The following is a 23494-nucleotide window of genomic DNA, read 5'->3' as shown; positions in this document are numbered from 1 at the left end:
GTGAGTACACCGCCGACCACTGTGGGAGCTGGCTTGCCAGCGATGGCGTACTTCCAGACGCCTGATGAGCTTGAGGTTACTTACCGAGCGAAATTTTTGGCGCCCACGTCAGCCACTCATCCTCGAACTTGTCGAACAGCGGGAACGTCTGCTCAGCCCGCGCCGGATTGCCCATGCGCTCACCGTCCGGCGTAGCGAAAGCAATCCCCCCCTGAATCGCCGTCTCCAGCGATTCCGTTCGCACCGTCAGCCCGTTGAACAAGCCGATATCAAAACCGACCCCACTGGTGTTCCAGAACCGGCTACCGCTACGCACCAACGGCGCGTATTTTGGCTCGATCAGAATATGCACCAACACTCGATCAGCGGTCTGCCCCAGTTCATAACCGGTGACTTTACCCACGGTAATTTCACGGTAAGTCACCGGCACTCCCGGTTTCAGCGAACCACGACGGGCCGCACTCAAGACCAGACTCAGACCCGCCTCTTGCTTGGTCACTTCCGGCGCATTGGCCAAGGCAACAAAGTTCTTCTGCGGGCCGAGGTTCTTCGCCGCCGGCTGCACTTCGATGTACTGCCCAGTGACCAGGGTTTCCAGATTCTGGGTCTTGATCAGACCCAACTCCGGTTTGACCACCCAGAACTGACTGCCCACCCGGGCAATCTTTTCCGGCACTTCAGTGATGCGCGCGGTGAGGATGACCGACTGCAGGTCGTCGGTCAGATCAACGCTTTCGATCTTGCCGACATCCAGCCCCTTGAAGCGAACCGGGGTGCCGCTGCGCAAACCATCGGCGCGATCAACCTTGATCGTCACCACCGCGCCTTTCTGATTGGCCTCGTCATGATTGGCGAACAGACGGAAACGCGGAATGCGCTTCTGCAACGGCGCTTTGGCTTGCGGCGTTTCGAAAGCAATACCGCCGGCCATCAGGGTCTGCAGCGACTCACTCTTCACCTGAATCCCGCCTGTCAGACCACCGGTCAGGGTGATACCGCTGACATTCCAGAAGCGGGTCGATGCGTTGACCAGGTTTTCGTACTCCTTCTCGATGTGCACACCGATGACCAGTTGCTTGCGGGTCTTGGAGAACTGATAGCTCTGCACCGACCCGACCTTGACCTGTTTGTACAGAATCGGGCTGCCGACATCGATGGAACCGAGGACGTCAGTGAACAGCACCAGGTGCAGCCCCGGGGAACGCAGATCCAGCGGCGGCGCTTTGGGGCGTGCCTCGAATTCACGTTTCGGTGCTGCCCCTTTATCACCCGGACGCACGGCGATGTAGTTGCCTTTCACCAACGCTTCCAGGCCGGTGATACCGGCCAGGGAAATCGATGGTTTAACTACCCAGAATTGCGTGCCGTCGACCAGATAATCCTCAGCCAGAGGATCAAGCGTCAGCTCGGCGGTGGCGCTGTTCAGATCCGGATCAACTTTCAACGCTTTCAGGTTGCCGACCTGAATGCCCTTGTACATCACCGGCGTTCGACCGGCCTGCAGGCCTTCGAAGTCACTGAGTTTGACCTTGACCCGAATGCCGGCAGCGGCGGCGTCGAAGTCTTCGTAAAGACGGAACGGCAGACTCGGGTCAGTCGGAGGACTGTCCTTGCGATTCTCCGGTGTGGCGAAAGCGATACCACCGGCGACGATGCTCGCCAGGGATTCGCTGCGCACTTTCACGCCGGACAGGTTGGCGTCGATGCTGATGCCGCTGGCGTTCCAGAACCGCGTGTGTTTGCGCACCAGTTTGGCGTAGGTTGGCTCGATGAAGACTTTGAGTTCAACGGTGCTCTGGTCTTCAGACAGCACGTAGCTTTTGATCTGACCGACCTTGATCTGCTTGTAGAACACCGGACTGCCGCGGTTCAGCGAACCGAGGCGATCGGCCTTGATGGTCAGGTGCAGGCCGGGCTTGGAGTCCGACAGCGGCGGCTCTTCGGCCAAGGCCTTGAACTTGCGGGCGGGCTCGCCCTCACCGGGACTGATCGCGACGTAATTACCGGACACCAGGGTTTCCAGGCCGGTGATACCGGCCAGGGTCACACTCGGTTTCACCAGCCAGAAGCGCGTGCTGGTCTTGAGGTATTGCTCGACGTCCTTGTTCATCTCGACGGTGGCGATCACGCCCTTGGAGTTGCCTTCGTCATCGAGTTTGAGCGCCTTGACCTTACCGACCGGCATGCCCTTGTACATGACCTCGGTCTTGTTGGCCTGAATGCCTTCGCCGCTTTCGAAGCGAACCTGGATTTCAACACCGGTTTCCGTATAGGCACGCCAGCCAAGCCAGCCTCCGATGATCAGCGCGATCAAGGGCAGCACCCAAATGGCGGACCAGTTCGAGGCCGGTCGGGTTTTCGCTACAGGCAAATCAGTCATGGTCGTCGTCCGACTCCGTGTTATCCCAAATCAGTCGGGGATCGAAAGTTACTGCGGCGAGCATCGTCAGTATCACCACACTGGCGAAGGCGATGGCGCCAAGGTTGGCTTCGACACTGGCAAGCCGGCCGAAGTTGACGACCGCCACCAGAATGGCGATCACAAAAATATCGAGCATCGACCAGCGACCGATGAACTCGATGAAGCGGTACATCCAGATACGTTGCCGTGCAGACAATGGCTGACGTCGTTGCACCGAAAACAGCAGCAAGGCAATGCCCACCAGCTTGAAGGTCGGCACCAGAATACTGGCGATGAATACCACGGCGGCAATCGGGATCATGCCGTGCTGCACCAACTGGATCACGCCGGACATGATCGTGCTCGGATCACCCTGCCCCAAAGAACTGACAGTCATGATGGGCAGCACGTTGGCCGGAATGTAGATAATCGCCGCTGTAATCAACAGCGCCCAGGTCCGGGCCAAGCTATTGGGGCGGCGAGCGTGGACCAGCGCGCCGCAGCGAGTGCAGCTTTGCTCATCGGTGTCCGCTTCCTGCCTGTTCAATTCGTGGCATTCGGTACAAATCAGAATGCCCGCATCAATCGCCCGCATGAGCATCCTCTCCTGATAACGCCTGCCAGATCTGATGCGGTGACATCACCACTTCCAGCCAGACCTGAACCAACAACAATCCAATGAAACACACCAGGCCCAGACCAACGGTGATCGCGGCCATGTCCGCCAGTTTGACGATCGCCACCAGAACGCCCATGAGGTAAACCTCGAGCATTCCCCAGTCTTTGAGGTGGTGGTAAATGCGGTACAGCAACAAGCCGTAGCTGCGACCGGCATCGAAGCGAATCGTCAGCAACACGAACAACTGGCACAGCAACTTGAGCAACGGTATGGCCATGCTGCACAGGAAGACGACGATTGAAACGCCCTGCATGTCGGTGTTGAACAGGCCGAGCACGCCACTCCAGACCGTATCCTGCGAAGATTGCCCGAGGATATTGAGTTGCATGATGGGCAAAAAGTTTGCCGGGATGTACAACAGCAATGCCGCGATCACCAAGGCAAGGCTGCGCTGCACCACGTTATGGCGATGGGCATACAGTTCGTAACCGCAGCGCGGGCAGATGGCTTTTTCGCCGTGAGCAAGTTGTGGCTTGCGCATCAGCAGGTCGCACTCGTGACAGGCCACCAGGTCTTCCAGCGGTAATTCTGACAGCCCGCGGGCGTCAACCGACTCTGACATACAGGCTCTGGCTCCGAAAAAGATGGGGCTATTCTAGTGTTCTGATTCGAAAATAACTGTGCAAATTTGTTCGCTGACTAAGCAATATTTTTTCTACGGACAAAACAAAACCCCAACTGCTTTCGCAATTGGGGTTTCGGAATTTAATCTTGACGATGACCTACTCTCACATGGGGAAACCCCACACTACCATCGGCGATGCATCGTTTCACTTCTGAGTTCGGGATGGGATCAGGTGGTTCCAACGCTCTATGGTCGTCAAGAAATTCGGGTACTGACTCGTGACCATCTGGCCTCGCTTCAGCAAATCGGGTATGTGATACAGGTGTCTTGTGAGTTGCGCGAACTTTCGGTTCATTTCGTCTTCACACACCGCAATCTGGTCTCTTCGACGCAAATTGCTTGGGTGTTATATGGTCAAGCCTCACGGGCAATTAGTATTGGTTAGCTCAACGCCTCACAGCGCTTACACACCCAACCTATCAACGTCGTAGTCTTCGACGGCCCTTCAGGGAACTCAAGGTTCCAGTGAGATCTCATCTTGAGGCAAGTTTCCCGCTTAGATGCTTTCAGCGGTTATCTTTCCCGAACATAGCTACCCGGCAATGCCACTGGCGTGACAACCGGAACACCAGAGGTTCGTCCACTCCGGTCCTCTCGTACTAGGAGCAGCCCCTCTCAAATCTCAAACGTCCACGGCAGATAGGGACCGAACTGTCTCACGACGTTCTAAACCCAGCTCGCGTACCACTTTAAATGGCGAACAGCCATACCCTTGGGACCGGCTTCAGCCCCAGGATGTGATGAGCCGACATCGAGGTGCCAAACACCGCCGTCGATATGAACTCTTGGGCGGTATCAGCCTGTTATCCCCGGAGTACCTTTTATCCGTTGAGCGATGGCCCTTCCATACAGAACCACCGGATCACTAAGACCTACTTTCGTACCTGCTCGACGTGTCTGTCTCGCAGTCAAGCGCGCTTTTGCCTTTATACTCTACGACCGATTTCCGACCGGTCTGAGCGCACCTTCGTACTCCTCCGTTACTCTTTAGGAGGAGACCGCCCCAGTCAAACTACCCACCATACACTGTCCTCGATCCGGATAACGGACCTGAGTTAGAACCTCAAAGTTGCCAGGGTGGTATTTCAAGGATGGCTCCACGCGAACTGGCGTCCACGCTTCAAAGCCTCCCACCTATCCTACACAAGCAAATTCAAAGTCCAGTGCAAAGCTATAGTAAAGGTTCACGGGGTCTTTCCGTCTAGCCGCGGATACACTGCATCTTCACAGCGATTTCAATTTCACTGAGTCTCGGGTGGAGACAGCGCCGCCATCGTTACGCCATTCGTGCAGGTCGGAACTTACCCGACAAGGAATTTCGCTACCTTAGGACCGTTATAGTTACGGCCGCCGTTTACCGGGGCTTCGATCAAGAGCTTCGCGTTAGCTAACCCCATCAATTAACCTTCCGGCACCGGGCAGGCGTCACACCCTATACGTCCACTTTCGTGTTTGCAGAGTGCTGTGTTTTTAATAAACAGTCGCAGCGGCCTGGTATCTTCGACCGGCATGAGCTTACGGAGCAAGTCCTTCACCCTCACCGGCGCACCTTCTCCCGAAGTTACGGTGCCATTTTGCCTAGTTCCTTCACCCGAGTTCTCTCAAGCGCCTTGGTATTCTCTACCCAACCACCTGTGTCGGTTTGGGGTACGGTTCCTGGTTATCTGAAGCTTAGAAGCTTTTCTTGGAAGCATGGCATCAACCACTTCGTCACCTGAAAGGTAACTCGTCATCAGCTCTCGGCCTTAGAATCCCGGATTTACCTAAGATTCCAGCCTACCACCTTAAACTTGGACAACCAACGCCAAGCTGGCCTAGCCTTCTCCGTCCCTCCATCGCAATAACCAGAAGTACAGGAATATTAACCTGTTTTCCATCGACTACGCTTTTCAGCCTCGCCTTAGGGACCGACTAACCCTGCGTCGATTAACGTTGCGCAGGAAACCTTGGTCTTTCGGCGTGGGTGTTTTTCACACCCATTGTCGTTACTCATGTCAGCATTCGCACTTCTGATACCTCCAGCAAGCTTCTCAACTCACCTTCACAGGCTTACAGAACGCTCCTCTACCGCATCACCCGAAGGTGATACCCGTAGCTTCGGTGTATGGTTTGAGCCCCGTTACATCTTCCGCGCAGGCCGACTCGACTAGTGAGCTATTACGCTTTCTTTAAAGGGTGGCTGCTTCTAAGCCAACCTCCTAGCTGTCTAAGCCTTCCCACATCGTTTCCCACTTAACCATAACTTTGGGACCTTAGCTGACGGTCTGGGTTGTTTCCCTTTTCACGACGGACGTTAGCACCCGCCGTGTGTCTCCCATGCTCGGCACTTGTAGGTATTCGGAGTTTGCATCGGTTTGGTAAGTCGGGATGACCCCCTAGCCGAAACAGTGCTCTACCCCCTACAGTGATACATGAGGCGCTACCTAAATAGCTTTCGAGGAGAACCAGCTATCTCCGAGCTTGATTAGCCTTTCACTCCGATCCACAGGTCATCCGCTAACTTTTCAACGGTAGTCGGTTCGGTCCTCCAGTCAGTGTTACCTAACCTTCAACCTGCCCATGGATAGATCGCCCGGTTTCGGGTCTATTCCCAGCGACTAGACGCCCTATTAAGACTCGCTTTCGCTACGCCTCCCCTATTCGGTTAAGCTCGCCACTGAAAATAAGTCGCTGACCCATTATACAAAAGGTACGCAGTCACAGAACAAAGTCTGCTCCCACTGCTTGTACGCATACGGTTTCAGGATCTATTTCACTCCCTCTCCGGGGTTCTTTTCGCCTTTCCCTCACGGTACTAGTTCACTATCGGTCAGTCAGTAGTATTTAGCCTTGGAGGATGGTCCCCCCATATTCAGACAAAGTTTCTCGTGCTCCGTCCTACTCGATTTCATGACTAAGAGATTTTCGCGTACAGGGCTATCACCCACTATGGCCGCACTTTCCAGAGCGTTCCGCTAATCTCAAAGCCACTTAAGGGCTAGTCCCCGTTCGCTCGCCACTACTAAGGGAATCTCGGTTGATTTCTTTTCCTCAGGGTACTTAGATGTTTCAGTTCCCTGGTTCGCCTCTTGCACCTATGTATTCAGTACAAGATAACCATCTTATGATGGCTGGGTTCCCCATTCAGACATCTCCGGATCAAAGTCTGTTTGCCGACTCCCGAAGCTTTTCGCAGGCTACCACGTCTTTCATCGCCTCTGACTGCCAAGGCATCCACCGTATGCGCTTCTTCACTTGACCATATAACCCCAAGCAATCTGGTTATACTGTGAAGACGACATTCGCCGAAAATTCGCAAAACTCTTAAGAGTCACTCACAAATTTTACCTTAGCCTGATCCGTTACCAGTGAAAGTAACGTTCAGTCTATCTTTCTATCACATACCCAAATTTTTAAAGAACGAACTAGTCAAAGACTAGAAATCAACATTCATCATCACACTGATGGAATGCTCATTTCTAAGCTTTCAAACTTCAGAAGCAGTAGTGGTGGAGCCAAGCGGGATCGAACCGCTGACCTCCTGCGTGCAAGGCAGGCGCTCTCCCAGCTGAGCTATGGCCCCGTATTTCTACAGGCGTTTCCCACACAAAATTGGTGGGTCTGGGCAGATTCGAACTGCCGACCTCACCCTTATCAGGGGTGCGCTCTAACCAACTGAGCTACAGACCCAATTTCGGGCTGCTTCTATCGTCTTCTTCAATGAATCAAGCAATTCGTGTGGGAACTTATGGAGCAGCTGATGTCGTCGATTAAGGAGGTGATCCAGCCGCAGGTTCCCCTACGGCTACCTTGTTACGACTTCACCCCAGTCATGAATCACACCGTGGTAACCGTCCTCCCGAAGGTTAGACTAGCTACTTCTGGTGCAACCCACTCCCATGGTGTGACGGGCGGTGTGTACAAGGCCCGGGAACGTATTCACCGCGACATTCTGATTCGCGATTACTAGCGATTCCGACTTCACGCAGTCGAGTTGCAGACTGCGATCCGGACTACGATCGGTTTTATGGGATTAGCTCCACCTCGCGGCTTGGCAACCCTTTGTACCGACCATTGTAGCACGTGTGTAGCCCAGGCCGTAAGGGCCATGATGACTTGACGTCATCCCCACCTTCCTCCGGTTTGTCACCGGCAGTCTCCTTAGAGTGCCCACCATTACGTGCTGGTAACTAAGGACAAGGGTTGCGCTCGTTACGGGACTTAACCCAACATCTCACGACACGAGCTGACGACAGCCATGCAGCACCTGTCTCAATGTTCCCGAAGGCACCAATCCATCTCTGGAAAGTTCATTGGATGTCAAGGCCTGGTAAGGTTCTTCGCGTTGCTTCGAATTAAACCACATGCTCCACCGCTTGTGCGGGCCCCCGTCAATTCATTTGAGTTTTAACCTTGCGGCCGTACTCCCAGGCGGTCAACTTAATGCGTTAGCTGCGCCACTAAGAGCTCAAGGCTCCCAACGGCTAGTTGACATCGTTTACGGCGTGGACTACCAGGGTATCTAATCCTGTTTGCTCCCCACGCTTTCGCACCTCAGTGTCAGTATCAGTCCAGGTGGTCGCCTTCGCCACTGGTGTTCCTTCCTATATCTACGCATTTCACCGCTACACAGGAAATTCCACCACCCTCTACCATACTCTAGCTCGCCAGTTTTGGATGCAGTTCCCAGGTTGAGCCCGGGGATTTCACATCCAACTTAACGAACCACCTACGCGCGCTTTACGCCCAGTAATTCCGATTAACGCTTGCACCCTCTGTATTACCGCGGCTGCTGGCACAGAGTTAGCCGGTGCTTATTCTGTCGGTAACGTCAAAATTGCAGAGTATTAATCTACAACCCTTCCTCCCAACTTAAAGTGCTTTACAATCCGAAGACCTTCTTCACACACGCGGCATGGCTGGATCAGGCTTTCGCCCATTGTCCAATATTCCCCACTGCTGCCTCCCGTAGGAGTCTGGACCGTGTCTCAGTTCCAGTGTGACTGATCATCCTCTCAGACCAGTTACGGATCGTAGCCTTGGTGAGCCATTACCTCACCAACTAGCTAATCCGACCTAGGCTCATCTGATAGCGCAAGGCCCGAAGGTCCCCTGCTTTCTCCCGTAGGACGTATGCGGTATTAGCGTTCCTTTCGAAACGTTGTCCCCCACTACCAGGCAGATTCCTAGGCATTACTCACCCGTCCGCCGCTGAATCCATGAGCAAGCTCACTTCATCCGCTCGACTTGCATGTGTTAGGCCTGCCGCCAGCGTTCAATCTGAGCCATGATCAAACTCTTCAGTTCAAACATCTTTGGGTTTTTAAGAAACCCTAAACTTGGCTCAGCAATCGTTGGTTACATCTTTGATTTCTCGCGGAGTAACTTGTGATGCTGATAATCTTGTTGACTATCAGTCTGACTCCACAAGCACCCACACGAATTGCTTGATTCAGTTGTTAAAGAGCGGTTGGTTAAGATCTTTCGTCTCAACCGAGGCGCGCATTCTACAGCAGCCTCATTTGCTGTCAAGTGATTATTTTCAGAAGTTTTCGAAGATTTCCTCAACAACTTCAACCACTTGCGCTTCCGATCTCTCGTTAGCGGGAGGCGAATTCTACAGCGTTACTCGCTGTTGTCAACACCTCTTTTTCTCCGCTTTCGACCGAGAAGATCGAACCGTTGAAAGCGCCAGATCAACCGGCATTTCCAACTCCTTCCAGGCTTCGATGATCTGAAGCAAGCCACTGTCGAAAACCGCCTAACTCATTGAATCTCAAGGAGTTTTCCGTTTCGACTGCGCCGGAAGTGGGGCAAATTATAGACTTCTAGAATTCGCCGTCAACCGTTAATTTCGCTTTTCTTGCAAAACCTGCTTTTTAGCCAGCAAACGCGGGATCCGCCGCGTCACTGGCGGAATACGCAGCAGCAGAAGCACAGCACCTATAAAGGCATAGATCGCCCACTCTTCGAGATCAGCACGCACAATCCACAGCATATGCAGCAAACCCAGGCCAAGAATCACGTACACCAGACGATGTAACTTCTTCCAACGCACACCTAAACGACGCTGACTGTAGCGATTGGAGGTCACCGCCAACGCCAACAGTCCAAGGAAAGCCAACGCCCCTACTATTATGTAAGGCCGCTTACGCAGTTCGACCGCCAGCTGCGACCAATCGAACCCCAGAATGAACGCCATATAGCTGCCCAGGTGCAAAACCACATAGGCAAAACACCAAAGCCCCAACTGCCGACGAACAGCAATCCACCCTGCCCACCCGGTTAGCTTTTGCATCGGTGTCATGCTCAGGGTAATCAACAACAACACCAACGTCCCCAGCCCCAGCCGATCCACCAGCACTTTGCCAGGATCAGGCCCGAGCAAATCCCCGAGAGCCTGATACAACCAAAGCATCGGCCAGACTGCCGCCGCAATGAAAACGCCTATACGCCAGTACGGGAATCGCATCAGTAGTTCTTCCGCAGATCGAGCCCTGTATATAAAGAAGCGACTTCATCCGAATAGCCGTTGAACATCTGCGTATCACGCACATTCGGCTTGAACAGACTGTTCGGCAGACGCCGCTCCCGCGCCTGGGTCCAGCGCGGGTGATCGACCGTCGGATTCACGTTCGCGTAAAAGCCGTACTCATCTGCCGCAATGCTCTGCCATGTCGTCTTTGGCTGCTCGCTGACAAGACTGATCCGCACAATGGATTTGACGCTCTTGAAGCCATACTTCCACGGCACCACCAGACGCAGCGGCGCACCGTTCTGATTCGGGAGTTCGCGGCCATACATACCCACCGCAAGAATCGCCAGAGGATTCATCGCCTCATCCAGGCGCAGACCCTCTACATAAGGCCAGTCGATCAAAGCGAATCCCGAGCGCTGCCCGGGCATGCTCTTGGGATCCTGCAAGGTTTCAAAGCGAATGTACTTGGCTTTGGAGGTGGGCTCGACCTGCTTGAGCAGCGCCGAGATCGGAAAACCGATCCATGGAATGACCATCGACCAGGCCTCGACACAACGCAGTCGATAGATGCGCTCTTCCAACTGATACGGTTTCATGAAGTCTTCCAGCGCATAGCGCCCCGGCTTACCCACCTCTCCGTCTACCACCACCGTCCACGGTTCGGTTTTCAACGCGCCGGCATTCGCCGCCGGATCCCCCTTGTCGGTCCCGAACTCATAGAAGTTATTGTAGTGCGTCGCATCTTTATAAGGCGTGATCGCCTCATCCTTGACGTTGACCGCCCCCCATTTAGTAGAGGGAAGCTTTTCGGCAAACCAGGCTGGCGCCTTGCCCGGCTCGACATCGGGATAACGCGCCGCATCATCGGCATTGGCCCAGCGTGGCAGGCTACTGACGGCGATACCGGCAGCAGTGGCCCCCAGCAACTGGCGGCGGGAGAGATAAATGGATTCAGGCGTGACATCCGACTCATGGCAGTCAGACGCTTTGGGGACTTTGATCAGCATGGCAACTCCGCAGCTTTGGAGGACAGATGCACCGATAGACTGCGGAGTATGCGGGAAATTACATCACTCGGCTTTTTTGTGCCGACGAAGATGCAACAGGTATTGCACCGGACCGGAAGCAGCGTAAGCGAGGAACACCAGCAGCAGAATGCGCGGTGGATCACTGAAGACCACGGCGAACACCAGCACCACTGCAAGGATTGCCACGAACGGCACCCGCCCTTTCAAGTCCAGCTCTTTAAAGCTGTTGTACTTGATGTTGCTGACCATCAGCATGCCGGCAGCCGCGACCATCAACGCGACCAGGAACGACATTTTCGAACCCTGGATGCCGTAATCGCTGAATGCCCAGACGATACCGGCCACCACACCGGCGGCTGCCGGACTGGCCAGACCGATGAAGTAACGTTTGTCTGCGGTGCCAACCTGTGTGTTGAAACGTGCCAGACGCAACGCCGCGCCCGCTACATAGATGAAGGCAACCATCCAGCCGACCTTGCCCATGTCACCCAACGCCCAGCCGAAAGCCAGCAGCGCCGGCGCGACACCAAACGCGACCATGTCCGACAGCGAGTCGTACTCGGCGCCGAATGCGCTTTGCGTGTTGGTCATGCGCGCAACCCGGCCGTCGAGACCGTCGAGCACCATGGCAACGAAGATCGCGATCGCAGCGAAGGCGAAATACTTGCTCGCATTCGCCGAATCGCCAGCGCTCAGGGCCGCCTGGGCGCTCATCGAGTTGATGATGGAATAGAACCCGGCAAACAGGTTCGCCGTGGTGAACAGGTTCGGCAGCAGATAGATACCACGATGCCGGACTTTACGACCTTCTGCGTCGTGCCCTTCTTCGATGTGTTCATCGATGGGCAGCAGGCTTTCGGCGTCAGAAGCCTTGTTCGGCTCTTCGGGACGTTCGCTCATGGACATTACCTTGCAACGGTTTGGAGAAAATTCGACAGATGCTTGAGGACGACAGTTCGGCCACAAACGATGCAGCTTTATACCAGAACCACCGCCTCAAACGAAAAAACGCGGCCGAGGCCGCGTTTTTCGTACAAGGGTGACGACTTAGTTTTTGGCTTTGTCGACGATCTTGTTGGCACCGATCCACGGCATCATGGAGCGCAGTTGCTCGCCGATGATTTCGATACCGTGAGCGGCGTTGTTACGACGCTTGGCGGTCATCGAAGGGTAGCCGGTTGCGCCTTCGCTGATGAACATTTTGGCGTATTCGCCGTCCTGAATGCGTTTCAGGGCATTGCGCATGGCCTGACGGGATTCGGCGTTGATCACTTCCGGACCGGTCACGTACTCGCCGTACTCGGCGTTGTTGGAGATCGAGTAGTTCATGTTGGCGATACCGCCTTCGTACATGAGGTCAACGATCAGCTTCAGTTCGTGCAAGCACTCGAAGTAAGCCATTTCCGGCGCGTAGCCAGCTTCAACCAGAGTTTCAAAACCGGCTTTTACCAGCTCAACGGTACCGCCGCACAGAACGGCTTGTTCGCCGAACAGGTCGGTTTCGGTCTCGTCCTTGAACGTGGTTTCGATGATGCCGGTACGACCGCCACCAACGCCAGCAGCGTAGGACAGTGCAACGTTTTTGGCGTTGCCCGAAGCGTCCTGGTAGATCGCGATCAGGTCAGGGATACCGCCGCCTTTGACGAACTCGGAACGTACGGTGTGGCCCGGGGCTTTCGGCGCGATCATGATCACGTCGAGGTCGGCACGCGGAACAACCTGATTGTAGTGAATCGCGAAGCCGTGGGAGAAGGCCAGGGTGGCGCCCTTCTTGATGTTCGGCTCGATTTCGTTCTTGTACAGCTGGGACTGGAACTCGTCCGGGGTCAGGATCATGACCAGGTCGGCGCCGGCAACAGCGGCAGCCACGTCGGTCACTTTCAGGCCGTGAGCTTCAGCTTTGGCAACGGTGGCCGAACCTTTACGCAGACCAACGGTAACGTCGACACCGGAATCTTTCAGGTTGCACGCTTGGGCGTGGCCCTGGGAACCGTAACCGATGATGGCAACTTTCTTGCCCTGGATGATCGACAGGTCGCAGTCTTTATCGTAGAAAACTTTCATGAATTTCCCCTATATATCCAGGCCGTTCAGGCCATTCGCTAATTTGGTTTAGATGCTGAGTACTTTGTCGCCGCGGGCAATGCCGGTCACGCCGCTACGGACGGTTTCCAGAATTGATGCGGTGCCGATGGACTGAATGAAGCTGTCGAGCTTGTCGCTGGTACCGGTCAATTGAACGGTATACACGCTGGCGCTGACGTCGACGATCTGTCCACGGTAAATATCGGTGGTGCGTTTGATCTCGGCGCGCTGGGCGCCAGTGGCCTTGACCTTGACCAGCATCAGCTCGCGCTCGATGTGAGCGCTTTCCGACAGGTCCACCAGCTTGACCACTTCGATCAGCTTGTTCAGGTTTTTGGTGATCTGCTCGATGATTTCATCGTGGCCCACGGTGGTCAGCGTCAGACGCGACAGGGTCGGGTCTTCGGTCGGGGCCACGGTCAGGCTTTCGATGTTGTAGTTGCGCTGCGAGAACAGGCCGACTACGCGAGACAAAGCGCCGGGTTCGTTTTCCAGAAGCAAGGAAATAATGTGCCGCATGATTAAGTACGCTCCGTCTTGCTCAGCCACATATCGCGCATCGAGCCGTCTTTGATCTGCATCGGATAGACGTGCTCGCTGGTGTCGACCGAAATGTCGATCACGACCAGGCGATCCTTCATGGCGAACGCTTCTGCCATCTTCGACTTCAAATCTTTCGATTCGGTGATGCGTACGCCAACGTGGCCGTAGGCTTCAGCCAACTTGACGAAGTCAGGCAGCGATTCCATGTAGGAGTGCGAGTGACGGCTGCCGTAGCTCATGTCCTGCCACTGACGAACCATCCCCAGAACACCGTTGTTGAGGATGACGATTTTCACCGGCAGACCATATTGCAGGCAGGTCGACAGCTCCTGGATGTTCATCTGGATGCTGCCTTCGCCGGTCACGCAGGCGACGTCATCATCCGGAAAGCTCAACTTGATGCCCATGGCCGCCGGGAAACCGAAGCCCATGGTGCCCAGGCCACCGGAGTTGATCCAGCGATTAGGCTTGTTGAACGTGTAGTACTGCGCCGCGAACATCTGGTGCTGGCCCACGTCGGAAGTGATGAAGGCATCGCCCTTGGTCACTTCGCACAGGGTCTCGATCACGGTCTGCGGCTTGATCTTGCTGCCATCGCCCTTGTCGTAAGGGAACAGGCCGCGATCACCGCGCCATTCATCGACTTGCTTCCACCAGCTGGCAACCGACTCCTTGTTCGGGGTCTCGCCGATTTCCTTGAGGATCGTGACCATTTCGGTCAGGACGCTCTCTACCGGGCCAACAATTGGCACGTCGGCCTTGATGGTCTTGGAGATCGAAGCCGGGTCGATGTCGATGTGGATGATCTTGGCGTTCGGGCAGAACTTCGCCGCGCCGTTGATCACGCGATCGTCGAAACGCGCGCCGACCGCCAGGATCACGTCAGCGTGGTGCATCGCCAGGTTGGCGGTGTAGCTGCCGTGCATGCCGAGCATGCCGATGAACTGCCGATCGGTACCAGGGTAACCACCCAGGCCCATCAAGGTGTTGGTCACTGGCAGGTTGAGCATCCTCGCCAGTTCGGTCAGCGGTGCGGAACCATTGCCCAGAATCACGCCGCCGCCGGAGTACAGCACTGGGCGCTTGGCCGCGAGGAGCATTTCTGCCGCCTTGCGGATTTGCCCCGAGTGACCGCGAACGGCCGGGCTGTAGGAGCGCAGCTTGGCTTTTTTCGGGAAGACGTATTCGAACTTCTCGGCCGGATTGGTCATGTCTTTCGGGATATCGACCACGACCGGGCCCGGACGACCGGATTGCGCCAGGTAGAAGGCCTTCTTCATGACTTCCGGGATTTCCGAGGCGTGCTTGATCATGAAGCTGTGCTTCACGATCGGCCGGGAGATACCGATCATGTCGGTTTCCTGGAACGCGTCGGTGCCGACCATGGTGCTTGGCACCTGACCGGAAATAATCACCATTGGAATCGAGTCCATATAGGCCGTGGCGATACCGGTGATGGCGTTTGTGGCGCCTGGACCGGAAGTCACCAATACCACGCCGGCTTTACCGGTGGCACGGGCGTAGCCGTCAGCCATATGGGTCGCCGCTTGTTCGTGACGAACCAGGATGTGGGTCACTTCCGGTTCTTTGAACAGGGCATCGTAAACATGCAGGAGAGCACCACCCGGGTACCCGTAGATATATTTGACGCCTTCGTCACGCAAGAAGCGGACGAGCATCTCACCGCCAGATAAAAGCTCCACGTTGTTCACCTCTAAAACGCCAGAATACCGTCCACAAAAAAGGGGCGGGTCTTAATAGGTTTACTTCTCGGCAGAGCATGAGCGACGGTGGTCGCCGACTACGTCAGCACTGACTGAGCAAGTATTGGGATCGTCCCAAGTGTTGCGGGCCTTTCCCACCCAGCGCGAGGTAACGCGTTGCGGGTGTAACAGGTCGGCGCGGATGTGCGCCTCATGATCTACCGAGTGGGTCTGCTTCTGGCAGTCCCTCTACAGCGGACTTTGGATTCTTCTGTTTCGCCCTCTCCAAGTCAAGCCGTCTATGTGCTTAATTGTGGGTAAGCACATGAGAACGCAAGAAAAAACCTGAAAACCGCTACTCTGTTAGCGTCAATTGCGCAATTTTGCCAAGGAATCAGCATGCGAACGCTACTCCTCACTCTGCTGATCGGCCTCAGCCCGTGGTGCATGGCCGCTCAAATTTACACATGGGTCGACGCTCAAGGTGTCACGCACTTCGATGCGCAGCCGCCGCAAGGCCAGCCGTCCAGTACCGTACAAACGCCCTCCTCGCCACCGCCCAAAGCTGCGCCAATGCCGGGCAGCGGTGCACTGGGGGATCAGAAGGTGATCGACGCCAAGGTCAAGAAACAGGTCGCCGACCAGCAGGCACAGCTCAAACAGTTTTGCGAACAGGCACGGACGAACCTTGCGCAATTGCAGAACAATCCACGTTTGAGAGAAGAAGTAGAGGGAGAATTACGGCGCCTGGACGCTGCACAACGGCAGGAGCGCATTATCGAAGCGCAGAAACAGATTACGCAAAACTGTGAATAGAGACCTCTAGGCGCAGCAGCAGGCTGCGATCGTTAAAGACAAGATCAAAAGATCGCGGCCTGCGGCAGTTCCTGCACGGAATCGGTATTAACGGGAAGCGGTGATCAGCAGGTCGAACTCTTTGAGCAGCACCTGCAACTGGCGATCCTTGCCCTGCAGATTGCGCTGGGCGAAGACCATTTCAGCCATTTCCTGAATCCCCGAGGCATTGGGCAACGGCAGATCCTGCTCGAGGATCATTTTCATCCGTGGCAGGAAGATCCATTGCAGCCACTGCTCGAAGTCCAGTGTGTCGACCGAAAACGGCTCGACACTGCTCAGGGCTTCAGCCGACGGCGAGACCTCGTCCCACCAGCCCTGAGTGCGCAACTCACGCTCGATCAGCAACAGCTGATCGGCGATTTTCGGGAAACGAACATCCATCACAGCGAAACCCTGGCCTTCTGACGGGCCTGCGCGGCACCGGCAGCGTCACCTTGTTTTTCACGGGACTGCGCGATGATTTCCCACAGATTGGCTTGCAGATCAGGACGACCGTTGGCCATGGTCAATGCACGACGGGCAAATTGCTCGGCTTGCGGGGCGTCACCCTGCGCCATGCGCACTTGCGCCAGACGGTAAAGCACTTGCGGCTCACGCGGGGCAACACGCTGGGCACGCTCTAGGCTCGACGACGCGCCATTGAGGTCGCCACCGGCCTGTTGCTGTTGCGCAGTGGTCAGCAACGCGAGCACCGGGCCGTCCAGTTGTTCGTCGGCCGACAGACCGCCGCCGCTGCTGGCCGAAGGAATGCCGCTCGGCGTCGACGGCATGCTGTAGCTGCCAGTGTTGACGGGCGCCGATTCAACCGGCGACGGGTTGTACGGTCCCGGGGTAATTCCGCCGGACGCCGGTCCCGGCACGATTGGCGAAGTGCTGATCGGCGCGGATGTTGTCGCGCCGCCGCCCGGCACCATCACTACCACGCCGGTATCGCCTTGCGGGATCGCCTGAGTCTGGCCCTGCACAGGGCGCTTGACGGTCGTTTGACGGAAGCCGCCATTGGCCGAAATACGCTCGCTGTTGGACACGGCGGTACCGGAATCGACCACCGGGATCGAACCACGCTGTACGGTAGAACAGCCGCTGAGCAAAGCCACGGCGGTCACCGCTGGAATCAACCACTTGTTCACTTGAAACCCTCTTTGCTTAATTCATCCAGCCCTTGACCCAATCCATCACCGATTCCGGCGAAGCAGGCGTTTCGCTTGCACACGCGGCGCCGGGTGGCGGTTCGCTGCCGCGAATATACGGCATCTGCACCGCCCCCGGGCAGTTAGCATCGGAGCCCTGCCCGGTCCGCGAATCGACCCACGCCTGGACGATGTTGTCCGGCTGCGGCATGTCCAGCGGCAGCGGATCGGCCTTGCGCATGAAACTGGTCCAGACCTGCAGCGCACCGGTAGCCCCGGTGAACGGTGTCTTGCCGTTGTCATCGCGCCCCAGCCAGACCACCGCCAGCAGATCCTGACTGAAACCGGCGAACCAGCTGTCACGCGAATCGTTACTGGTACCGGTCTTGCCGGCCAGGGTCAGCGTCTTCGGCAGCACGTTATAAACCGAACTGCCGGTACCTTCACGCATCACCCGCTGCATGGCGTTCTGGATCAGGTAGATCGACGCCGGATCGAAACGCTGCTCGATCTGGAACGGATAACGCTTGAGCGGCTCGCCCTCGGCGGTCAGTACGCTGCGAATCCCGCGCATCGGCGTATTGAAACCACCATTGGCGAGGGTCTGGTACATGGTCGCCACTTCGATCGGGGTCATGCCGCCAGCACCCAGCAACATCGACGGGAACGCCGGGAATTCACGGGTCACCCCCAGACGCGCAAGGGTCTTGAGCACATTCGGTACGCCCACTTCCAGACCCAGACGCGAAGTCGACAGGTTGTAGGAGTGCGCCAGGCCCTGATAAAGAAATACGGTGCCGTGGGAGCGGCGGTCATAGTTCTGCGGCTTCCACACCTGACCGTTGGCGCCTTTGACCGACAACGGGTCGTCCGACAGCCAACTGGTCAACGTGTACTGGCTCGGCTTTTCCAGCGCTGTCAGATAAACCGCAGGCTTTATCAACGAACCGATTGGTCGTACCGCGTCCAGTGCACGGTTGAACCCGGCGTAACTGGCCTGACGGCTGCCGATCATCGCCTGCACTTCGCCGGTTTCCGGGTTGGTCACGACCATGGCCGCTTCGACGTCGTCAGAGCCCTTGCGCCCGGCCAGACGTTTAAAGGTATCGTTGACCGACGCCTCGGCCTTCATCTGCAGAATCGGGTCGAAACTGGTGAAGATCCGCAGACCTTCTTCGGTCAAGTCTTCGTCGCGATAGTCTTCACGCAACTGGCGTTTGACCAGATCAATAAAGCCCGGGAACGAGCTGTCGGCGAGCTTGCCGCGCGTCGTCACGCCCAGTGGCATTTTCTTCGCGGCCTCGACCTGCTCCGCGGTTGCCACGCCTTGTTGCTCAAGCACGTCGAGCACCAGGTTACGCCGCTCCAGCGCACGCTCCGGGTTGCGACGCGGGTTGTAATAAGACGGACCTTTGACCATGCCGACCAGCAATGCAACCTGGTGCAACTTCAACTCGGACAACGGTTGACCGAAGAAGAACTGACTCGCCAGACCGAAACCGTGCACCGCACGCTGACCGTCCTGACCGACGAAGACTTCGTTGAGGTACGCCTCAAGAATCTCTTTCTTGTCGTAATGCAGCTCCAGCAACATCGCCATCATCGCTTCGGTGAGCTTGCGGGTCAGGCTACGTTCATTGGTCAGGTAGAAGTTCTTCACCAACTGCTGGGTCAGCGTGCTGCCGCCCTGAGTCATTTTGCCGCCAGAGGTGTTGACCCAGATGGCTCGGGCAATCGACTTCGGCGACACGCCCCAGTGGCTGTAATAGTCGCGATCTTCAACCGCAACCAGGGTTTCCAGCAGGTACGGCGGCACCTGATCGAGCTTGATCAGGATGCGGTCTTCAAGGTTTTTCGGGTAAATGCCACCGATCATCAACGGTTCGAGACGCACGACCGACAGTTTCGAACCATTGATCGCCGACAGCTCCGCCACGTAGTCGCCGGAGAAACGCACGCGCACCGGCTGTGGTTTCTCCAGGCCTTCATAGAACTGGAAACCGCGGGTATTCAGGTCGACTGTGTTGCCATTGACCGCTGCGGCACCGGGGCCGTTGCTCACGGCTTCGCGACGATAGCCGAGGGCATCGAGTTCGGTGAGGAAGTCGTCCTTGCTGAGCTTTTGTCCGACGAACAGCTCAAGCGGGCGTGCGTACACCTTGGCCGGGATCGTCCAACGCTTGCCGGAGAACTTCTCCTGCACCACGGCATCGAGGTAAACGGCAAAGCCGGCCAGCACCACAAGGCCGACCAGACTGAGTTTAATGGCCCAGCCCAGCCACGGGCTCAGGCCCTTGGCAGGTGGTTTTTTCTTGGTACGGGGGGATCGAGATCGAGTCATGGCGGCGGATTATACGCACTTTATTCATACTCAACAGGAGCGCTCCGAGGTTTGCGTCGGGCTGGCGAGCGGCCATAATGGCGACCTCGAATTTCCCCCAGTCTCTGAAGGATCGCCCGTGAGCCAGTCACTGATCGCTGCCCTGCAAAACCCGGCCCTCTACCCGCACCCCGTCGAAGGGTTCCAGGTCATCGAAACCCACATTTCGTGGGTGATCCTCACCGGTCCCTTTGCCTACAAAGTGAAGAAGCCGGTGAATTTCGGCTTTCTCGACTTCACCAGCCTGGAGTCACGCGCGCATTTCTGCGCTGAAGAACTGCGTCTGAACCAGCGCCTGACCGACGATCTGTATCTGGACGTGTTACCGGTCACTGGCAGCGCCGAAGCACCGCAACTGGACGGTGACGGTCCGGCCATCGAATATGTGCTGAAGATGCGTCAATTCCCGCAGACCGGTTTGCTCAGCACCCTGCAGGCCAACGGCGAGCTGACCACTCGGCACATCGACGAAATGGCCGAGCAGATTGCTCACTTCCACCTCAGCGCACCAAAAGTGCCGGCCGAACATGAAGCTGGCACCCCGGACGCGGTGATGGCACCGGTTTCGCAAAACTTCGAACAGATCCTGCCGTTCCTCAGCGATAAAAGCGATCTGCTGCAACTCGAAGCGCTGAAAGCCTGGGCCGAAAGCAGCTTCGAACGCCTCAAGCCATTGTTCGCGCAGCGCAAGACCGAGGGCTTCACCCGCGAATGCCACGGTGACATCCACCTGGGCAACGCCACAGTCATCGACGGCAAAGTGGTGATCTTCGACTGCATCGAGTTCAACGAACCGTTTCGCTTCACCGACGTCTGGGCCGACACCGGTTTCCTGGCGATGGACCTGGAAGACCGCGGCCTGAAATCCCTGGCCCGTCGCTTCATCAGCCAGTACCTGGAGCTGACCGGTGACTATCAGGGCCTGGAAGTGCTGAACTTCTACAAAGCCTACCGCGCTCTGGTTCGCGCCAAGGTTGCGCTGTTCAGCATGCCGGCGGACGCCACGCCGGTGCAGCGCGCGACCACCCTGCGCCAGTATCGCAACTACGCCAACCTGGCAGAAAGCTACAGCACCATTCCGTCGCGCTTCATGGCCATCACCCACGGTGTTTCCGCCGTCGGCAAGAGCCACGTGGCCATGCGTCTGGTCGAAGCGCTGGGCGCGATCCGTCTGCGCTCCGATGTCGAGCGCAAGCGTCTGTTCGGTGAGCAAACCGTGGCCAATGACGTGCAGGCCGGCATTTATAGTGCCGATGCCAGTGTCGCGACCTACGCGCGGCTGCATGAGATCGCAGAGGTCATCCTGCACGCCGGTTTCCCGGTGGTAATCGACGCGACTTACCTCAAGCGTGAACAACGCGACAGCGCCGCGAAAATCGCCGAGGCCACTGGCACGCCGTTCCTTATCCTCGACTGCAATGCGCCGCAGGCGGTGATCGAGAGCTGGCTGGCGATTCGTCAGGCGGATCAAAAAGATCCTTCCGACGCCACCCTCGCCGTGATCGAAGCCCAACAGGCCAACCGCGAAGCGCTGACACCGGAAGAGATTCTGCGTAGCAAGCGCGTGCAGACCAACGAATCCGGCACGCTGGATACCGTGGTCGCGCAGATCCGTCAGCGCCTGCCAGGCCTGTAAGAAACTATTTCGGCCGTGAAGCCCTCGCTCGCTTCACGGCCGTCAAATAGTGGCACTATACTGGCGTCATAAAACCAACAGGTGATATGACATGAGCCAGCCGAAACTTCTCGACACCCCGCTTTATGCCCTGCTGCACAAGGATGACATCACCGGTTTTAACAAGGAGCGTCCCAACGACGGCCCGATCGACATGGTGGGCGGCGACTTCCGCGGCCTCGACCTGCGCGAACTGAATGCCGATGGCGTGGATTTCCGGGACGCGTACTTCCGTTCCGCCGACCTGCGCGGCATCGATTTCCGCAACTCATCGCTCGAAGGCGCAAGCCTGGCCCACGCTCAGATTTCCGGAGCGTACTTCCCGCCGGAACTGAGTGCCGATGAAATCCTGATGTCGATGAATTTCGGTACGCGGTTGCGCTATCGCACTCGCTGATCGCCTCATTATTCCCTGACACAACGCCTTCCCTGTAGGAGTGAGCCTGCTCGCGATAGCGGTCTAACATTCAACACATGTGTGCCTGCCAGTCCGCGATCGCGAGCAGGCTCACTCCTACATTCAATTGTGTTCCCCCCCTTCTGCGTTCGCAGGCCGTTCAAGCGCCCTTTCTTAGAAGCGTTTGCGTTGAATCCGACCAAACAACCACGCTTTTCCTACTGATGGCTACACTCCTGAGAAGCTCGCCCACGCACCATTCGGCCGTCGCAAGGAGGCTTGATGAATGATGAACTGCAACACCTGAAAAATCTTGGCAAGACGTCGGCGCAATGGCTGCATGCCGTGGGCATCCACAGCGCCTCGGACTTGCGTCGCCTGGGTGCGGTGGACGCCTACCGGGCCGTGCGTACCCGTGGGTTTCGCGCATCGAAGGTGTTGTTGTATGCGATCGAGGGGGCATTGATGGATGTGCACTGGAACGACATCCCCGCCGAACGCAAGGATGCCTTGAACAAACAGCTAGAAGCGATTTCCTCGCGCCACAAGAACTGAACGGGCGCTGACCGCCATGTACCTGCTAGGGGAACAATCGGCGTACGCCGATGCACTGATCAATCGCTTGCAGAATTTGCCCGCGAAGTGGCTGGAGGGTCTGGCGCCGTGCGGGCCGGTTCTGCAGATAGACGCGACCGCTGACCTGATGGCGCAGTTACCTGGCGATCAGGTATTTCTACTGAGCGAAGGCGTGATCAACGGCGGCGTCGGCGCACGGCTGCTGTTTTACTGGCAGGAAGGTGATCTGATCGGCCTTCAGCAGGGCGACGCCTGGGCCGATTGCCGTTTGTGCGCGGACGGGCCATTGCGCTTGATGCCCTATCGGCGCAGCGATGTTTTCCTGCATCTGTTTGCCGAGCCCATTCGTTCAGAACAGTTTCTGGAATATCTGCTGGGGCAAATGGCCCTGCTCGCCCATGCCGTAGCCGAGCTGAAACCGCGCGAGTTTCGCAGCACCAATGGTTTCAAACGGGTCGAGGCCGGTGAAACGCTGATTCACCAGGGCGATGCGGCCGATCATGTGTTTGTGATCATAGATGGCCACGCCGAGGCATTCGTTGACGGGCATAAAGTCGGCGAAGTGCCCAAGGACGAGATCTTCGGCGCCATGGCCGTGTTCACCGGCGAGCCGCGCAATGCGTCGGTCATTGCGCGAGAACCGAGCACGGTGATGCTGATTCCCGGTGATCAGTTTTTGAGCATGTGCCACACCAATCCGAAGATCGCCCACAGCCTGATCGAGAGCATGGCGCGGCGCATCGGCCAGTTGAATCGCCAGATCACGCAACTGACACCGAGCAAAGGTTAGCGCTGAAGCCCTGCTTTTGCGGGACATTCCGGCCATTTTTGGGGCTGAATAAAATAAATGCAGAAACAGTGGTTGACTCGGTAATGAGAATCGCTATGATTATCACAACTGATCGCGAGATCGGTCGATATTCTGAAAAGCCCTTGGTTCGGACTCTCAGATTATCT

The 23494-nt window shown here is 56.7% G+C and carries 17 protein-coding genes, 2 tRNA genes and 3 rRNA genes; 5 read left to right on the top strand and 17 right to left on the bottom strand.

Annotated features, from left to right (window positions below):
- Window positions 1-76: 76 nt before the first annotated feature.
- The 14 genes from K5Y35_RS12180 to K5Y35_RS12115 form a co-directional block, all read right to left on the bottom strand.
- Window positions 77-2380 carry a PqiB family protein gene (locus tag K5Y35_RS12180; protein ID WP_123462984.1) on the bottom strand — a complete coding sequence of 768 codons (2304 nt, stop codon included), beginning with the start codon at window positions 2378-2380 and terminating at the stop codon, window positions 77-79.
- On the bottom strand, window positions 2373-2996 hold the full coding sequence (locus K5Y35_RS12175; protein WP_123462982.1) for a paraquat-inducible protein A: 624 nt from the start codon (window positions 2994-2996) through the stop codon (window positions 2373-2375). The genes K5Y35_RS12180 and K5Y35_RS12175 overlap by 8 nt, the downstream gene beginning before the upstream one ends.
- The gene (locus K5Y35_RS12170; RefSeq protein WP_123462980.1) at window positions 2983-3642 is read right to left on the bottom strand and encodes a paraquat-inducible protein A; all 660 of its coding nucleotides are present in this window, start codon (window positions 3640-3642) and stop codon (window positions 2983-2985) included. Before K5Y35_RS12170 ends, K5Y35_RS12175 begins: the two co-directional genes overlap by 14 nt.
- Before the next feature lie 147 nt (window positions 3643-3789).
- Window positions 3790-3905, bottom strand: a 5S ribosomal RNA gene (gene rrf, locus K5Y35_RS12165).
- 150 nt (window positions 3906-4055) lie between these two features.
- Window positions 4056-6945 (bottom strand): 23S ribosomal RNA (locus K5Y35_RS12160).
- A 246-nt stretch (window positions 6946-7191) separates the two neighbouring features.
- A tRNA-Ala gene (locus K5Y35_RS12155) sits at window positions 7192-7267 on the bottom strand.
- A 30-nt stretch (window positions 7268-7297) separates the two neighbouring features.
- Window positions 7298-7374: transfer RNA gene (locus tag K5Y35_RS12150), tRNA-Ile, on the bottom strand.
- A gap of 81 nt (window positions 7375-7455) precedes the next feature.
- Window positions 7456-8991: ribosomal RNA gene (locus K5Y35_RS12145) — 16S ribosomal RNA — on the bottom strand.
- The 16S, 23S and 5S rRNA genes sit together here with 2 tRNA genes alongside, the layout of an rRNA operon.
- Before the next feature lie 541 nt (window positions 8992-9532).
- Complete coding sequence (msrQ, locus tag K5Y35_RS12140) at window positions 9533-10156, bottom strand: protein-methionine-sulfoxide reductase heme-binding subunit MsrQ (RefSeq protein WP_123464137.1); 624 nt, start codon at window positions 10154-10156, stop codon at window positions 9533-9535.
- The gene (gene msrP / locus K5Y35_RS12135) at window positions 10156-11169 is read right to left on the bottom strand and encodes a protein-methionine-sulfoxide reductase catalytic subunit MsrP (RefSeq protein ID WP_123464135.1); all 1014 of its coding nucleotides are present in this window, start codon (window positions 11167-11169) and stop codon (window positions 10156-10158) included. The genes msrQ and msrP overlap by 1 nt, the downstream gene beginning before the upstream one ends.
- A 63-nt stretch (window positions 11170-11232) precedes the next feature.
- Window positions 11233-12090 carry a CDP-diacylglycerol--serine O-phosphatidyltransferase gene (pssA, locus tag K5Y35_RS12130; RefSeq protein WP_016983477.1) on the bottom strand — a complete coding sequence of 286 codons (858 nt, stop codon included), beginning with the start codon at window positions 12088-12090 and terminating at the stop codon, window positions 11233-11235.
- 147 nt (window positions 12091-12237) lie between these two features.
- The gene (ilvC, locus tag K5Y35_RS12125; protein ID WP_007959661.1) at window positions 12238-13254 is read right to left on the bottom strand and encodes a ketol-acid reductoisomerase; all 1017 of its coding nucleotides are present in this window, start codon (window positions 13252-13254) and stop codon (window positions 12238-12240) included.
- A 48-nt stretch (window positions 13255-13302) separates the two neighbouring features.
- Window positions 13303-13794, bottom strand: coding sequence for an acetolactate synthase small subunit (gene ilvN / locus K5Y35_RS12120; protein ID WP_003205610.1), 492 nt, complete (start codon window positions 13792-13794; stop codon window positions 13303-13305).
- A gap of 2 nt (window positions 13795-13796) precedes the next feature.
- Entirely contained in the window at window positions 13797-15521 is a 1725-nt protein-coding gene (locus K5Y35_RS12115) for an acetolactate synthase 3 large subunit (RefSeq protein ID WP_222834295.1), read from the bottom strand.
- A 399-nt stretch (window positions 15522-15920) separates the two neighbouring features.
- On the opposite strand from K5Y35_RS12115, the gene K5Y35_RS12110 reads away from it, so the two are divergent.
- Window positions 15921-16337, top strand: coding sequence for a DUF4124 domain-containing protein (locus K5Y35_RS12110; protein WP_222834294.1), 417 nt, complete (start codon window positions 15921-15923; stop codon window positions 16335-16337).
- Window positions 16338-16424: 87 nt separating this feature from the next.
- On the opposite strand, the gene K5Y35_RS12105 is transcribed toward K5Y35_RS12110, so the two are convergent.
- From K5Y35_RS12105 to mrcB, 3 genes are read right to left on the bottom strand one after another with little or no spacing between them, the layout of a single operon-like run.
- Entirely contained in the window at window positions 16425-16760 is a 336-nt protein-coding gene (locus K5Y35_RS12105; RefSeq protein WP_123464131.1) for a YqcC family protein, read from the bottom strand.
- Window positions 16760-17509 (bottom strand): hypothetical protein, encoded by a 750-nt coding sequence (locus K5Y35_RS12100; protein ID WP_222834293.1) that lies wholly within the window; start codon window positions 17507-17509, stop codon window positions 16760-16762. The genes K5Y35_RS12105 and K5Y35_RS12100 overlap by 1 nt, the downstream gene beginning before the upstream one ends.
- A 16-nt stretch (window positions 17510-17525) precedes the next feature.
- On the bottom strand, window positions 17526-19850 hold the full coding sequence (gene mrcB, locus K5Y35_RS12095; protein WP_123464127.1) for a penicillin-binding protein 1B: 2325 nt from the start codon (window positions 19848-19850) through the stop codon (window positions 17526-17528).
- Between the two features lie 118 nt (window positions 19851-19968).
- Here mrcB and K5Y35_RS12090 point away from each other — a divergent pair, with 118 nt between their 5' ends.
- The 4 genes from K5Y35_RS12090 (at window position 19969) to K5Y35_RS12075 (ending at window position 23327) form a co-directional block, all read left to right on the top strand.
- Entirely contained in the window at window positions 19969-21525 is a 1557-nt protein-coding gene (locus K5Y35_RS12090) for an AAA family ATPase (RefSeq protein ID WP_123464125.1), read from the top strand.
- A 91-nt stretch (window positions 21526-21616) separates the two neighbouring features.
- On the top strand, window positions 21617-21961 hold the full coding sequence (locus K5Y35_RS12085; protein ID WP_123464123.1) for a pentapeptide repeat-containing protein: 345 nt from the start codon (window positions 21617-21619) through the stop codon (window positions 21959-21961).
- A gap of 282 nt (window positions 21962-22243) precedes the next feature.
- Complete coding sequence (locus tag K5Y35_RS12080; RefSeq protein ID WP_003228231.1) at window positions 22244-22516, top strand: TfoX/Sxy family protein; 273 nt, start codon at window positions 22244-22246, stop codon at window positions 22514-22516.
- Window positions 22517-22532: 16 nt separating this feature from the next.
- The gene (locus tag K5Y35_RS12075) at window positions 22533-23327 is read left to right on the top strand and encodes a Crp/Fnr family transcriptional regulator (RefSeq protein WP_222834292.1); all 795 of its coding nucleotides are present in this window, start codon (window positions 22533-22535) and stop codon (window positions 23325-23327) included.
- Window positions 23328-23494: the final 167 nt, after the last annotated feature.

Source organism: Pseudomonas sp. SC3(2021) (genome assembly GCF_019856535.1).
Taxonomy (GTDB): domain Bacteria; phylum Pseudomonadota; class Gammaproteobacteria; order Pseudomonadales; family Pseudomonadaceae; genus Aquipseudomonas; species Aquipseudomonas monsensis.
The sequence above is the reverse complement of the archived record's forward strand: the minus strand, read 5'-3'. Positions and strand labels throughout refer to the sequence as shown.